The organism is Xanthomonas sp. 3058 (assembly GCF_014199765.1).
Taxonomy (GTDB): domain Bacteria; phylum Pseudomonadota; class Gammaproteobacteria; order Xanthomonadales; family Xanthomonadaceae; genus Xanthomonas; species Xanthomonas campestris_B.
Genome location: NZ_JACHOF010000005.1, coordinates 128793 through 141626 on the forward strand (window position 1 = coordinate 128793; position 12834 = coordinate 141626).

11 protein-coding genes are annotated in these 12834 nt (G+C 56.3%); 4 read left to right on the plus strand and 7 right to left on the minus strand.

The genetic code is table 11. The features are described 5' to 3' along the window. The first annotated feature begins 130 nt into the window (after positions 1 to 130). The 4 genes from GGR61_RS09330 to GGR61_RS09345 all read left to right on the plus strand — a co-directional run bounded on the left by GGR61_RS09330 (position 131) and on the right by GGR61_RS09345 (position 6640). Positions 131 to 1444, plus strand: coding sequence for a glycoside hydrolase family 99-like domain-containing protein (locus GGR61_RS09330; RefSeq protein ID WP_184621222.1), 1314 nt, complete (start codon positions 131 to 133; stop codon positions 1442 to 1444). Beyond that, the gene (locus GGR61_RS09335; protein ID WP_260287368.1) at positions 1432 to 3141 is read left to right on the plus strand and encodes a rhamnan synthesis F family protein; all 1710 of its coding nucleotides are present in this window, start codon (positions 1432 to 1434) and stop codon (positions 3139 to 3141) included. The genes GGR61_RS09330 and GGR61_RS09335 overlap by 13 nt, the downstream gene beginning before the upstream one ends. A 23-nt stretch (positions 3142 to 3164) precedes the next feature. Then, positions 3165 to 4016 carry a class I SAM-dependent methyltransferase gene (locus GGR61_RS09340; RefSeq protein ID WP_184621223.1) on the plus strand — a complete coding sequence of 284 codons (852 nt, stop codon included), beginning with the start codon at positions 3165 to 3167 and terminating at the stop codon, positions 4014 to 4016. Positions 4017 to 4297: 281 nt separating this feature from the next. Further along, entirely contained in the window at positions 4298 to 6640 is a 2343-nt protein-coding gene (locus GGR61_RS09345) for a hypothetical protein (RefSeq protein ID WP_184621224.1), read from the plus strand. Positions 6641 to 6800: 160 nt separating this feature from the next. Here the strand turns inward: GGR61_RS09345 and GGR61_RS09350 are convergent, their stop codons facing one another. The 7 genes from GGR61_RS09350 to GGR61_RS09380 all read right to left on the minus strand — a co-directional run bounded on the left by GGR61_RS09350 (position 6801) and on the right by GGR61_RS09380 (position 12833). Then, the gene (locus GGR61_RS09350; protein WP_184621277.1) at positions 6801 to 7193 is read right to left on the minus strand and encodes a GtrA family protein; all 393 of its coding nucleotides are present in this window, start codon (positions 7191 to 7193) and stop codon (positions 6801 to 6803) included. A gap of 172 nt (positions 7194 to 7365) precedes the next feature. Beyond that, complete coding sequence (locus GGR61_RS09355; protein WP_184621225.1) at positions 7366 to 8631, minus strand: hypothetical protein; 1266 nt, start codon at positions 8629 to 8631, stop codon at positions 7366 to 7368. Positions 8632 to 8651: 20 nt separating this feature from the next. Continuing rightward, on the minus strand, positions 8652 to 9095 hold the full coding sequence (locus GGR61_RS09360; protein ID WP_184621226.1) for a GtrA family protein: 444 nt from the start codon (positions 9093 to 9095) through the stop codon (positions 8652 to 8654). After that, positions 9092 to 10399 (minus strand): NAD(P)/FAD-dependent oxidoreductase, encoded by a 1308-nt coding sequence (locus tag GGR61_RS09365; RefSeq protein ID WP_184621227.1) that lies wholly within the window; start codon positions 10397 to 10399, stop codon positions 9092 to 9094. Before GGR61_RS09365 ends, GGR61_RS09360 begins: the two co-directional genes overlap by 4 nt. A gap of 28 nt (positions 10400 to 10427) precedes the next feature. Beyond that, positions 10428 to 11372, minus strand: a complete 945-nt coding sequence (locus tag GGR61_RS09370; protein WP_184621228.1) for an NAD-dependent epimerase/dehydratase family protein — start codon at positions 11370 to 11372, stop codon at positions 10428 to 10430. Between the two features lie 32 nt (positions 11373 to 11404). Further along, a complete protein-coding gene (locus tag GGR61_RS09375; RefSeq protein ID WP_184621229.1) occupies positions 11405 to 12076 on the minus strand; it encodes a class I SAM-dependent methyltransferase in 672 nt (223 codons plus the stop codon). Between the two features lie 28 nt (positions 12077 to 12104). Next, positions 12105 to 12833: an SDR family oxidoreductase gene (locus tag GGR61_RS09380; RefSeq protein ID WP_184621230.1), complete on the minus strand. Its 729-nt coding sequence runs from the start codon at positions 12831 to 12833 to the stop codon at positions 12105 to 12107. Position 12834 lies beyond the last annotated feature (1 nt).

Consider the following 12834-nt stretch of genomic DNA (forward strand, 5'->3'; position numbering starts at 1 on the left):
CCGCTGTCAACGGTGCAAAGGCCAGGGATTTCCTGGCGATATATGATCAACAGGTCTGTGGCGGGGGTTTCTGCTTACATCCTGAATGATGTCTCGTCAACCGGGACCTGTCCGAAATTTTGGGGTGACAATGTCGACTGTAAAGCCAATTGCTTTTTATCTGCCGCAGTACCATCCGGTCGCTGAGAACTCTGAATGGTGGGGCCCCGGTTTCACGGAATGGACCAACGTCGCTAAGGGCAGGCCGAACTTCGTTGGTCACTATCAGCCGCATGTTCCTCGTGAGCTTGGGTTCTATGATCTGCGCCTTGTCGACAACATGCGGGCGCAAGCCGAGCTTGCGAAGCTGTACGGTGTTCATGGGTTCTGTTTTTATTATTATTGGTTCGATGGGCGCCGTATCCTCGAGCTGCCGATCGACAATTACCTGAAGAGCGATATCGAGTTTCCTTTCTGCATCTGTTGGGCGAACGAAAACTGGACCCGGACCTGGGACGGCATGGAGAAGGACGTCCTGCTGGAGCAGAAGCACGGTGAGGATGAAGACCGCCGGTTCCTCGAGGACATCCTGCCGTTGCTGAGCGATCGGCGAGCGATCCGGGTAGATGGGAAGCCGATGTTGCTGGTCTATCGAGCAGACCTGTTCCCGGATTCAAAGCGGACGGCAGAGCGCTGGCGCGAAGTCGCGCGGCATCATGGCATCGGCGAGATTCATCTGGTCGCCGTGCAGTTCTATGGAATTGTTGATCCACGCGATTGGGGTTTCGATGCTGCCGTCGAATTTCCTCCCCATACCTTTCTCGGTGCTGAAAATCGCGTGACTCACCAGGTCGAGATGCTCAATCCGGAGTTTCGGGGTGGCATGGCCGACTATCGCAAGGTCGTTGCACAGTCCATCAGTCGCGAGAAGCCTGATTTTCGCTGGTACCGCGGAATTGTTCCCTCGTGGGACAATACCGCAAGGCGTCAGCATACTTCCCACATCCTGTTGGATTCCTCGCCATCGCTTTATCAGTATTGGCTAAGTCAGCTGGTCGATTACACACGCATCAACAATGCGCCTGCAGATCAACTGATCTTCATCAATGCCTGGAATGAATGGGGAGAAGGTTGCCATCTCGAGCCTGATCTGAAGCATGGCTTGGCCTATCTTGAGGCGACGCATGCTGCAGTGACCGGCGGGCGTCCCGATTTGGACAAACTCTTCAACGACGGTAAGCTGCTTCGCGCGCTCGGTGGCGAACGCACCACGGAATTGTTGGATGATCGCGACCGTCTCGTCAACGAAGTGGTTCTGCTCTCTGCGGAGTTGCGGCGCGCCAAGCCGCTAGAAACGCCACTCATCAAGCCTTCTCGGGTTCGTTCGCTAATCGGAAAGGTATTGCGTCCGTTTCCGCGGTTTCGTGCGTTCGCCGTCCAGGTCCATCAGGTATGGACTCGATGACGGCGGTGCGTCGTGTTGCGGTCGTCGCGCACTTCGACGCCGAAGGCTTGCTTAGCGACTTCACTCGGCGCCTGCTCGATGAGTTGCTGTTGCATGCCCAGCGGATCGTGTTGGTGTCGACACGGCTGGCGCCCGAACAGGCTTTGAATCTGGATGACAGGATCAAGGTGATCGTGCGTGAAAACGTCGGCTATGACTTCTACTCATTTCGTACCGGCATCTTCGCCGTCGAGGCGCTGTATTCCTACGACGAGCTGATCATTGCCAATGACAGTGTGGTCACGATCGACCGGGGCGGCATCGGGAAGGCATTCGCACAGATGCGCGATGTCGAATGTGATGTTTGGGGGATGACAGAGTCGTTACAGGTCAGTCGTCACCTCCAGTCCTACTTCCTTGTATTTCGCAAGAATGCTTTTTTCAGTCACTACTTCGACCGGTTCTGGAGGAATGTCCGCGTCCTGGACGATAAGTGGGAAATCATCCTTTCCTATGAGGTCGGTTTGACTCAATGGCTGCTCACGCACGGCGCCAAGCTCGGCGTTGCGTATCAACCTGATGAAGCCGCAAAGCAGGTGGCAGCGACAAGAATAAAGCGCAAACGCTTACGCGATGGTGTGAACGTGCTGATCGCAGCGCCGAGCAAGCAAGGGGTGCTCATGGCCAATCCCGCGCATTACCACTGGGATGAGCTGTATCGCCGTTTCGGCTTCATCAAGAGCGAAGTGCTTCGTGACGATCCATTGGGCGTTCTGGATCTGGAGTTGACACGGCTGATTGCCGATGATGATGCGCGTGCGATGGTCGAGCGTGAGGTCGCGCGGATGCGGCAGACACGCAAGAACACCATGCCGATCATTACAGGGGACCGCGACGCTCCTACTCCGGATGAGCTTGAGCGTTATGGTGTGGGCGCGATCGACGCGGGGAGCCTGCATGCGCGCGTGGCAATCGTCCTGCATTTGTTCCATATTGATTTGATCGATCCGATCTGCGGATACATGCGCAATGTAATCGTGGATCACGATATTTTCGTATCCGTTAAGTCGATTGCGGATCGCCGCATCGCGGTCGGGTATTTTCAGCAACACAACATCCGGGCGTTTGTATTCATCCACCCAAACATCGGACGAGACGTCGGTCCGTTTGTCAGTCTGCTCAACGCTGGCCTACTCGATCGCTACGATGCGGTCTGCAAAATCCATTCGAAGAAAAGCGTCTACCACGATGGTGGAGACCAGTGGCGTAACGAACTGATGAAGTCCTTGCTCGGCTCATCGCTCACTGTCCTGAAAATTCTCCGTGCTTTTGATGATGATCCGATGTGTGGAATCGTGGGTCCGGAAACTGCTTACCTTGGCAATGCGCGGTTCTGGGGTGGGAACGAGGAGCGCCTGCGGGTACTCGCCGCCGAGACAGGTGTCGACGACGCGCGCATCCGTTTAGGATTTTTCGCCGGCACGATGTTCTGGTTCCGGCCCGCCGCACTGGCTGCGCTTCGTGCAAGGAACATAGGATTGAGCGAATTCGACCCCGAGGCCGGGCAGCGTGATGCAACTCTCGCGCATGTAATCGAACGGTTGTTTGTACTCTGGGTCGAACAGGCCGGCTTTTACGCCAGTACCACGCGTTTGCCTGGCGTGCCGCTTTGCCATGATGATTACGATAGGCAGGGTATTGCCGTGTTGCCTTGCTGATTTTTTATTGACGGAGTGACGAAATGGATGATCAGCAGTGGTACGAGCGTATTCTTCGCTCGATAGATGACCCATCACTGGGATTGCCCGGATTTCCTTCTGTGTATCAGCAGGAGGTTTTTGTCGGTAAATCCAACGAAGTCGCGTTGGCCGAGGCGTTTACGTTCTATAAGATTGTCAAGGCTGGCAGCTACCCGCTCCGAAGCAATTCCCGGGTGCTCGATTTCGGTGTCGGCTGGGGGCGCATCATCCGGTTCTTTCTCAATGACGTGGACCCGTCCAACCTGTATGGCGTCGATGTCGACGAGGCCATTCTCGACGTGGCTCGCTCTACAGGTGTTCCGGGAAATCTAAGCTGTGTCGGCTCCAATGCACGTCTTGCCCATAATGATGGCGTTTTTGACGTGATCTACGCTTTTTCGGTCTTTTCTCATCTTTCTGAGGCGTCGGCGAAATTCTGGCTGCCCGAACTGATGCGGGTGCTCGCGCCCGGTGGAACGCTGGTAATGACCACCACAACGGATCATTTTCTCGAACTCTGCCAGGCTTGCGCACTCAAACAGAGTGATCGCAATCGCTACGAAGAGGACTACGCTGGCATGTTTCCCGACCCGGCTGATGCTCGCCGCCGGTATGCTGCGGGGAAGTATGTTTACGCGGCCGTGGCGGGAAATGCAGACGTCTTGGATGCGTCGAACTATGGCTGGGCCGCTATGCCGCCTGCCTTCGTTGAGAGGGAGATCGGATCGCTGGCTCAGACGATCGAGTTTGTTGATGACCCAAGCCTTTTGCCACAGGGCTTTTTCACCGTACGCAAGAAGGCGTCAGTCGCGCAAAGAATCAGGCGCAAGCTGCGCACACTGGCGCCAAGCTGAGCTGGAGGGGCTTACGTTGCCGTTTGGCCGGGTCAATGGTTTTTGCCTCCATATGCACGGACCCTTGGAGTGGAATCACCCTGGCTGGCAGCGCAATTAGGTCGTTTAGTGGTTTAAAGTTACAGAGTGAAAAAACTTGCCTTCGATCGCACTGCCACTCTTTGGTGTAAGCGATACGGACGCGTGGTGTGGCGGAGGTGTTCAACGCGTCAACGCCGGCGCACGTGCACGGTCAAGTTCATTTGTGCGTACGGTGGGTCAAGCGAGACAGCGAGGAAGTCATGGAAAGCGGCAGCGTGAAAAATGGTGACGAGTCGACAATGATCTGGGGCCGGATTGCCTCGGTGCTTGCTTGCATACTGACTGTGTTAATGGTGACTCCGTTCACCCCGGCCATGCCTTTTGCGGGCCTTGATGGGGCATGGGCCTATGCGATGAATGTCGCCACGGCGGAGCATCTGCGTTTCGGATCAGACATTATCTTCACGTTTGGCCCGTTGGCATCTGTCTACACATTGGTCTATTACCCCGCCACTGACGGCCTGATGATTGGCGGTTCGTTGCTTATTGCGATTGCACTCTTTGCCTGTCTGTTCGCAATCGTACCTCCGCGCCGGCGCATGTTGCTGCTATTGCTGCCGGTGGTCATCAGCCTGGGATGGGGGCGCGATGCTGTTTTCTTGTTCCTGCCTTTGCTGCTGCCCTACGTCGTTACACGCGGCATGGAACGAGGTAGACCGTATACGGTGACGCTGTGCGTGCTGGCGGCCGCCATTGGAATATTACCGTTGGTAAAGGGGAATTTCAGTGTCTTGATGGTGTTTGCGACAATAATCGGGATGATTGTTTGCTGGCGATCGTCGCCAAGAACCGCGATCATGATCATCGCCGTAGAGTTGTTCGCCATGGTGTCTGCGTGGTTGATCGCCGGGCAGATGCTGGCAGACCTACCGCGCTACGTCATCGCCCAGGCACCCATCATCTCTGGATACATCGACGGCATGTCGGTGCAGGGGCATTGGCGCGAACTTGCTGTTTTCATTGCCTTCGGCGTACTTTTGCTTGGAGTCAGCGGGCTTGCCTGGTGCCGCAGGCATTGGTACGCCCCGATCCTGATCTCAGCCTATCTTTTTATTGCCTTCAAGTCCGGTTTCGTCAGGCACGACGCGCACGCGTTGGTTTCGGCGGTCGCTCTAGTCTATATCGGGCTTCTTCTTTGCCTAACGCAGGACCGCGGCAAGAAAGCCGCGTTTGCATTTGTCGCAAGCCTGGTGGGGTGGGGCCTGATCAGCAGTACGTACATGCCGGTCAGCTGGGATACCTCGACGGCTCGGTTGGCGGAGATGGTGCGCAAGCCGGCGCATGGCATCTGGGTGCGGCTCTCGCAGCCGGGTTTACTACAGGTCCAGTTCAAGAACATGGCCGCGCATTTAGGCGCACGGCCACCATTTATGGGGTACAAAGGAGTCGCTGACGTCTATCCGTGGGATGTTGGATCCTTGATCGCCGCGGGGGCGGTGTGGAAGCCACGCCCGATCCTGCAAAGCTACTCGGCTTACACACCCAGTTTGCTGAAGGCGAATGCAGCCCATTTGGCCAGCGACCCGCCGCCACGCGTTTATTTCAATGTCGATCCTATCGATCATCGTTATCCCGCGCTCGAAGACGGCATGAGTTGGCTCTCATTGCTCGGCAGTTTCACGCCCAAGGCGATCAATGGTGGATACGCGATCCTTGAGCGAACCAATCCGGGCAAGCCGGCACTGAAACCGCAGACGCCGGAGCAGGTGGATGCTTCGATGGGTCAAGAAGTCGCCGTAGTCGGGTCGGATCAGCCGGTGTGGGTCACGATGGAGATCAGGCAAACCCTCGCTGGTAAGCTCTTCTCGATGCTTTATAAGCCGCCAAAGCTTTCGTTGAGGGTGCGCTATGAAAGCGGCGAAACAGCTGATTTCAGGCTGGTCGCGGGTATGACCCAGACCGGGTTTCTGCTTTCGCCTACTGTCGCCGATGCCAAAGATTTTGTAGCCCTTGGTTCAACGTATCGCCAGGATCTGCTCAGCAAACGTCGCGTGGTCGCATTCAATGTGGCTGGCGGCAGTGGGACAAGATTCCTGTGGGATCTGCACTATCGCGTCTCGTTTGCACGACTGGATATACCACCCACGGCCGAGGCTGACGCAGTGCTTGCCGGCGCGTGGAAGCAGAGCCCTGGGCCCTCGGCGTACAAGACGGGCGGTAACTGCAACATCGAAGATGTCGATCGCCGTAAAGTCACGGCTGTGGCAATGGACTTGCCGGCTGGCATGGTTGTTATCAGGGGGTGGGGAGTTATCGATGGTGCCAAAGGCAAGCCGAACAAGGGGATAGCCTTGCTCGTGACTGCGCGCGATTCGACCTCGCATATTCTGCCTGCGAGCCGCGTTTCTCGACCCGATGTCGCCGATTACTTCAAGCATCCTGGTCTCGAACATGCTGGATTCGAGGCGTATCTCGACGTTCGACAGCTGCCGTCGGATGCTCAGATCAGGGTCATCCAAACCGATGGTACTGGGCAGTTGCTTTGCACTCCGGCGATGCTTACCGTCCACCGCACGGATGCGGTGCCGGCGCATGTTAGGTAACGTCAGAGCGACCGTATATCCAATCAACGCCGCTTTCCAACCTGACCTTGCGCTTGGAGTTGCCTAGATCAGATGAGTGTCTGTTGGCAGTCGTTGTTACGACTTATCGCTGATACGCTCCGCCATCGGTGTCGTGGCCGGGCGGGATCAGTCGAGTGACTCATGAGCGAAATGAAAATTTCTTGTGGCCAAGATAACTGGTGACGACAGGCACGACCACGCCGATTGCATGCGCAATCGTCTCGTTGTGGAAATCTAAGCCAATCGTTGGCAGCAGCCATTTTGCAAGCAGCAGACTGACTAGAATCGTCTGTGCGAGGGCAGCGATGTTGATTGCGATGAACCAGAGCACTTGGTGGTGGAGGCGGTTACTGGCTTGGTTGAACACGAACAGCTTGTTGAGCGTGAAGGCAGTGATGATGCCAATACAAAAAGCGACAGCGATCGCAGGGACATAGTGCAGCCACTGACTGAGCGCAATACGCGAGCCAAAGTTCACCGCCGAGGCGAAACCGCCGACAGCCACAAATCTTACGAATTGCTGGGAAAGCACGGGAGTCTTCATCGGACTCATTATTTCTGAGAAATCTGTTGAGTCAGCGCGCTGCATGTCATCATGCTATTGCTTAGGATCAATCGGTAGATGACCAGCCGACCGAGTGTGCGTGGACTGCTCAACTGCCAGCTCGGATGGATCCTGGTTCGGCTGCGCTGCGAACAGCTGCTCATTTTACCTCCTTGGTTGTCGGGGTTTCGACGGTGATACCCCATCCTGGAGGATTGACTGGAACTGTATGTGGGCCGGGCAGGTCTAGTTGTTTGGCATGACCACGCCACGCATAATCGACAAACGCAGTTCGTCGTAGATACTGCTGATTGGTGAGAGCGAACAAGCAGATCAGCGCAGAGGTCATCACCGTGGCGTTCCACCGGCTGCGGCGGCTGGCGCCAGAGAGCGCCAGCCATACTGCCCACCACCAGATCACCTTGGCAAGATAGAAATAGCGGTCCGCCGCCGCGAGTCCGTAAAGGGGAGAGAAATCTTTCATTCGGACAACGGGCGCAAACACTTCGATCGCGGCAAATGCGATGAATCCCATGACGATCAGGCGGGCGCGCCCGTCGATCTTCCTGGAAAGCAGCAGCGTACCGATTAGCAGTGCATACAGAAGGAGCCAGGCAGTTCCCGTCAGAAAGTCGCTGCCAAAGATATGGATTGGCACTAACTCAGTGAAGGTGATCTTGAGTGTCGGCAGCACGTCATGCTGTATTCCGCTCTCTGCCGGGGGGCTGGTGAGCAGTACAGCTGCCTGCAACACTGCGCCAAGCGCCAAAGCCGAAAATATGTACCAATCGCGGGTGCTGAGGAAGTCACTCAGGGCACCATCGAACGGATCGATGGTAGAGCGCTTGGCGGCCAAGCTGGCAGCGAACATTCCTACGATGACGATCAACAGCAAGATGGAAAAGGGACCAGTCAATGCAATGGTGAGGATGCCAAGCGCGCGCAGCAAGGAGGTACGTAACGTGCCGCTTTGCTCTGCCGGTGCAAGGCAGTAGGCGGCTAGCGCAAACTGCAGGAACCACTGCGTGTTGGTGATAGTGCCAAATATCTCGCCACTGGTCGGTACAGCAAGGAAGGCCAGTGCAACGATCCAGGCGGGAATGTATCTCTGCAGTCGCTTGCAGGTCAGCGTAAGCGCCACTGTGCTCAAAATGATGGCGCTGGCGTTGTAGATCAGTGGCGCTTTCGCAGAAGGCAGCCAGGACGTGATCCATGCCACTGCCCTGGGTGTGGCATGCAAGTAACCGGCATATGGGGTGAATAGCTGAGGCAGCACATTTCCGAACTGATCCTTGAAAAAAACAGTGGCATCTTCTGCCCAGAACTGTGGATTGCTGAGCGCGTCGTTGCTCTTGTAGGCGATCGTAAAAAGTACGGCCAGAAAGAACCCAATCCGCTCCTTAAGCGTCTGGAACTGACGATCCATCGGTTGACTTGAAGATAGGATCATTTGCGGTGGTATCCGTTGTGCTCTTCTGCAATGCTGTTCGACGCGAATGACAGGCGCTTGTGCCCGAAGTAACTGGTGATAACCGGGACAGCAACGCCGATGGCGTGCGCGATCGTTTCGTTATGGAAGTCGATACCGATAGCTGGCAAGAGCAAAAGCGTGAACAGCAGGCTGATCACGATAGTCTGCGCAACGGCAGCGAGATTAATTGCAACAAACCACAGCACCTGGTGGTGAAGGCGGTTCCCAGCGTCGCTGAATACGAACAGTTTGTTGAGCGTAAATGCGGTGACCATGCCCATGCAGTAGGCGAGCACAATCGCAGGCACATAGTGCAACCAGTGGCTGAGAGCGATGCGAGAGCCGATATTGACCGTCGCAGCAAACCCGCCAGCGACCAGGAAGAGCACGAACTGGCGGGATAGAACTGGAGTCTTCACTTGCCGCCCGTGGTCGATGACACCAGACGAGCCAAGGACTGGCCGACCGCAATGCTTTCGTTGATCGAACGGTCTTCCGGGTAGTAATAAGCCGTGTCGGCCATGAAGAACCCGTCGAGCGGCGATTTCATTGATGGCAGCATGTCCTGGAAGCCAGGGGGACAGATTGTCTGTGCGTATTCATAGCGGTGGCAATGTGTCGCACGGATCCACTCGGGTTTGAATGCCGAGTTGATCATCGGCAGGTAGCTGATGACCTCATCGATGAGTTGCTGATTGCTCCACTGCCACTTCGGATGGGTCTTGGGCATGTAGTACGGCGCGTACACGATGTGTTCGCCTGGTCCCTTACCAGGATTGAGATTACTGTATTCGATCAAGCCCGGGATGGCGATGCGCTCATCGCTGATATTCATCCAGAAGTTCTCGCTTACCGGGTGCGAAAGTTTCAGGATTACACAAGCGACGGGAATGTTTTCTATCGCTCCGACCTGGTCGGCATACGACTTTGGCAAGCCAGGTACCAGCTTAGGCACGTACTGGATCGGTGCGGTGGATACCACGCCGTCGTATGCCAGTTGTGCATCAGGCGTGCGGATACCGGTCACTTTGCCCGCTACGGACGTGACTTCCTCGATTGGTTGTCCTAAGAGGATGTTGCCTCCCAGGCGACGAACTTCCTCGGCCATACGGTTTAGCAGCACCGCCGAACCACCTTCCAGATAGCCCATGCTTTCATTCAGCAGGTTTCGCCGCGAGAGCGCCACGCGCTTGATGCGCGTTCCGATCCATGACGCGGACAGGTCGTTCTGGTATTCGAAGAATTTCAATGCGAATGCCTTTTCCCACATTACCTTGTAGGCATTCGGCCCGATCCAGCGGGTGATCCAGTCGCGCGCGTTTTCCTTGTCCAGCGCGGCCCAGTCCTTGATGCCTTTGGTGTGCATCACGTGCAGGGCATAACGGACCTTGTCGACCAATCCCAGGTGGGGAAAGCCGAGCAGCGCGAATGGCGTTCCCCATTTGTGCAGCTTGCCTTCGTAGTAATAGCCCATCTTGGTGTCCGTCCAATGCAGGCGGTCGGACAGCTGCATCTCATCGAGCAGCTTGAATAGCGGATAGTCGGTCTTGCAGATGAAGTGGTAGTAACGCTCGATGCGCAGTCCGTCGAAGTCGAAGTCGGCCGACATGCCGCCGATGCGGTCATCGCGCTCGTACACGTCGACCATGTGGCCTTGTTTGAGCAGCTCCAGAGCTGCCATGAGGCCCATGGGGCCACTGCCGATGATGGCAAGTTTGCTCATTCCAATATTTCCCGTTTGTTCTGTCTGCTCAGCGCTGCAGCACGATGTGGCTGTAGCGCGGGTCTGTATAGCTCTCCCGGATGGCGTCTTCGAACGGAGTCTGAGTCACGCCGAAGGTCACCTGCGTATCCACGCCTTTGAAGTCATCGCCTGCCGAAAGTGCCTTGAGCTGATCTGCAGTGAATGGAGGTTTACTGCTGAACAGGCTATACACTCGGAGCAGAAATGCAAAGAAGCCGATCGGGATATGCACGATCACCGTACGCAGTTGCTTGACGCGCTTGATGGTGCGGATGATATCGACATAGTCCACCCGCGTAGCACCGACGACATCGTAGATATCACCCGCAGGTTCGCGTTCGATGCACTGGGCGATGCAGCGGCAGAAATCGCGCTCGTACAGAGGTTGGCGCATGAACTTGCCATCCCCTGGGATCGGGAATACGGGGGTGCGCGCCATGAAGCGCGACAACCAGCCCAGGTGCTTGGGGTCGAACCAGCCGAACATCAACGTTGGGCGTAGCACGCAATGAGGAATCCCGCTGGCACGTACCATCTCTTCCTGTAGCTTCTTGGTTTCGGTGTAGTCATCGGTGGCAACCGACTTCACCACCGAAGAGCTGATGTGCACCATATAGGGGATCTGGTGGTCAGCACATGCCTTCAGCACGCGCTCTGTCGCTTGCAGGTTGTTGCGATCGAACAAGCTGGGGAACTTTCCAGTGATCTGTGCATGCAACTGCACAACCAGGCGGGCGTCTGCAAACGCTTCGGTCCAGGGGCCAGGTTCGGCGAGATCGGCCAATACCGTCTTCACGTCAGGATGGAGTTTGCGCAGGATTTCGAGATTGTGCTCATGTTTGTCGATGGCGACCAGCTGGGTATATCCCTGCTGTTTCAGCTCGACGATGAGGTTCTGTCCCACCAGGCCTGCGGCGCCGGTCAAGACGATTTTTTCATTTTTTTGTGCCATGGAAGAACTCTAAAAACGGATGGAGGAATGCATCAATCGCGCTTGTAGGCAACGACCAGCGCCTGCTTTCCCAGGATGTGCCAAGCCAATGGAATGCGTAGATACAGCGATACCAGCCAGGGCGCCTGGGGCAGCCTGCTCTTGGTGGTGTAAGGCAGGAATTTGGCGATCACCACCTGCGGGTCCAACCCTGCCATCAGTACGCCTTCTACCAGGCTACGATCGCTCAACGCCGTATGGTGATCGAAATAATCCCAATACTCATCGTAAAGAAATCGAATATTGGGCTGCAGGATAATCACGCGTCCACCCGGTCGTAGCATGCGTGCGCTTTCTCGGAGTGTTTGCAGTACCAGATCCTTGGTAGGAAGGTGTTCGAGGAAGTTGCTCATGAACACCGCATCCACACTTGCGCTGGGAATAGAGCTGACCGAAATGCATGACTCGTTGATGATGCGAATCCCGTCTGCAGCGAACTTGCGCATATCCGGATTCAGATCGACTGCGATCTTGTGGGCTGCTTGAATGTTGTTGATGAACTCGCAATATCCCGCGCCTATATCTACGACGGTGTCAGTCGGTTTGACGAATCGGCTGAAGTACTGCTTGCATAACACTTGCCAGATACGATTCTTGTTGGCGAGCTCTTCCTTCGGAAAACGGTGTTGGTAGAGCACGTCGAGAACATTGTCAATACCCGGCATGTGAGCACTTCCTTAGTAGATGAACTGTCTAAAGGGATAAGCGCCGGAACACGACCTCCGGGATATTCCTGATCGCCATCATGATGGCCCACCAGAATCCGGGCAGATAGGCCACGGCGCGACGCCGGTCTGCAGCGCTGAGGATTCCCTTGGCGATCTGGTCCGGCTTTGCCCACAGTGCACTCTTTTTGAATGCAGCGGTCATCGGCGTGTCGACAAAGCCCGGTTTGATCGTGAGTACATGGATACCTTGCGGGCGTAGGCTCTGGCCGAGTCCGCTCAGATAAGCACTCACCGCAGCTTTCGCACTGCCATAAAGATAGTTGCTGGCGCGGCCGCGGTCTCCGGCGACCGATGAAATCACCGCAAGCGTGGCGCCCGAGGTCAAGCGCGGCACGATCGCCGCGCACAACGCGATCGTGGACGTGCCATTGGTCGCAAACTCGCGTAGCGACAGTTCGACCGATGCGTTGCAGGCTGCCTGATCGGGCAACGTGCCATGTGCGATCAGCACGACATCGACGCCACCAAGTGCTGCCCAGGCGGCGTCCAGTATTTCGCCATGACGTGCGCTGTCGTTGACGTCGAGGACGCCGATGCTGCTCTTGGCGCCGCGTGTGGTCAGGTCCGCCGCGATGGTCTCCAGGCGGGCTGCCTGTCGGCCAAGCAGGTGGATGGCCGCCCCGCGTGCGGCATAGCGTCGGGCGGTTGCTTCGGCGATGGCCGAGGTGGCCCCGATGATGAGGACGCGTTGCATG

Coding starts and splice junctions, on each gene's coding strand:
- GGR61_RS09330 (WP_184621222.1), top strand. CDS start 131: ATGTCGACTGTAAAGCCAATTGCTTTTTATCTGCCGCAGTACCATCCG.
- GGR61_RS09335 (WP_260287368.1), top strand. CDS start 1,432: ATGGACTCGATGACGGCGGTGCGTCGTGTTGCGGTCGTCGCGCACTTC.
- GGR61_RS09340 (WP_184621223.1), top strand. CDS start 3,165: ATGGATGATCAGCAGTGGTACGAGCGTATTCTTCGCTCGATAGATGAC.
- GGR61_RS09345 (WP_184621224.1), top strand. CDS start 4,298: ATGGAAAGCGGCAGCGTGAAAAATGGTGACGAGTCGACAATGATCTGG.
- GGR61_RS09355 (WP_184621225.1), bottom strand. CDS start 8,631: ATGGATCGTCAGTTCCAGACGCTTAAGGAGCGGATTGGGTTCTTTCTG.
- GGR61_RS09365 (WP_184621227.1), bottom strand. CDS start 10,399: ATGAGCAAACTTGCCATCATCGGCAGTGGCCCCATGGGCCTCATGGCA.
- GGR61_RS09370 (WP_184621228.1), bottom strand. CDS start 11,372: ATGGCACAAAAAAATGAAAAAATCGTCTTGACCGGCGCCGCAGGCCTG.
- GGR61_RS09375 (WP_184621229.1), bottom strand. CDS start 12,076: ATGCCGGGTATTGACAATGTTCTCGACGTGCTCTACCAACACCGTTTT.
- GGR61_RS09380 (WP_184621230.1), bottom strand. CDS start 12,833: ATGCAACGCGTCCTCATCATCGGGGCCACCTCGGCCATCGCCGAAGCA.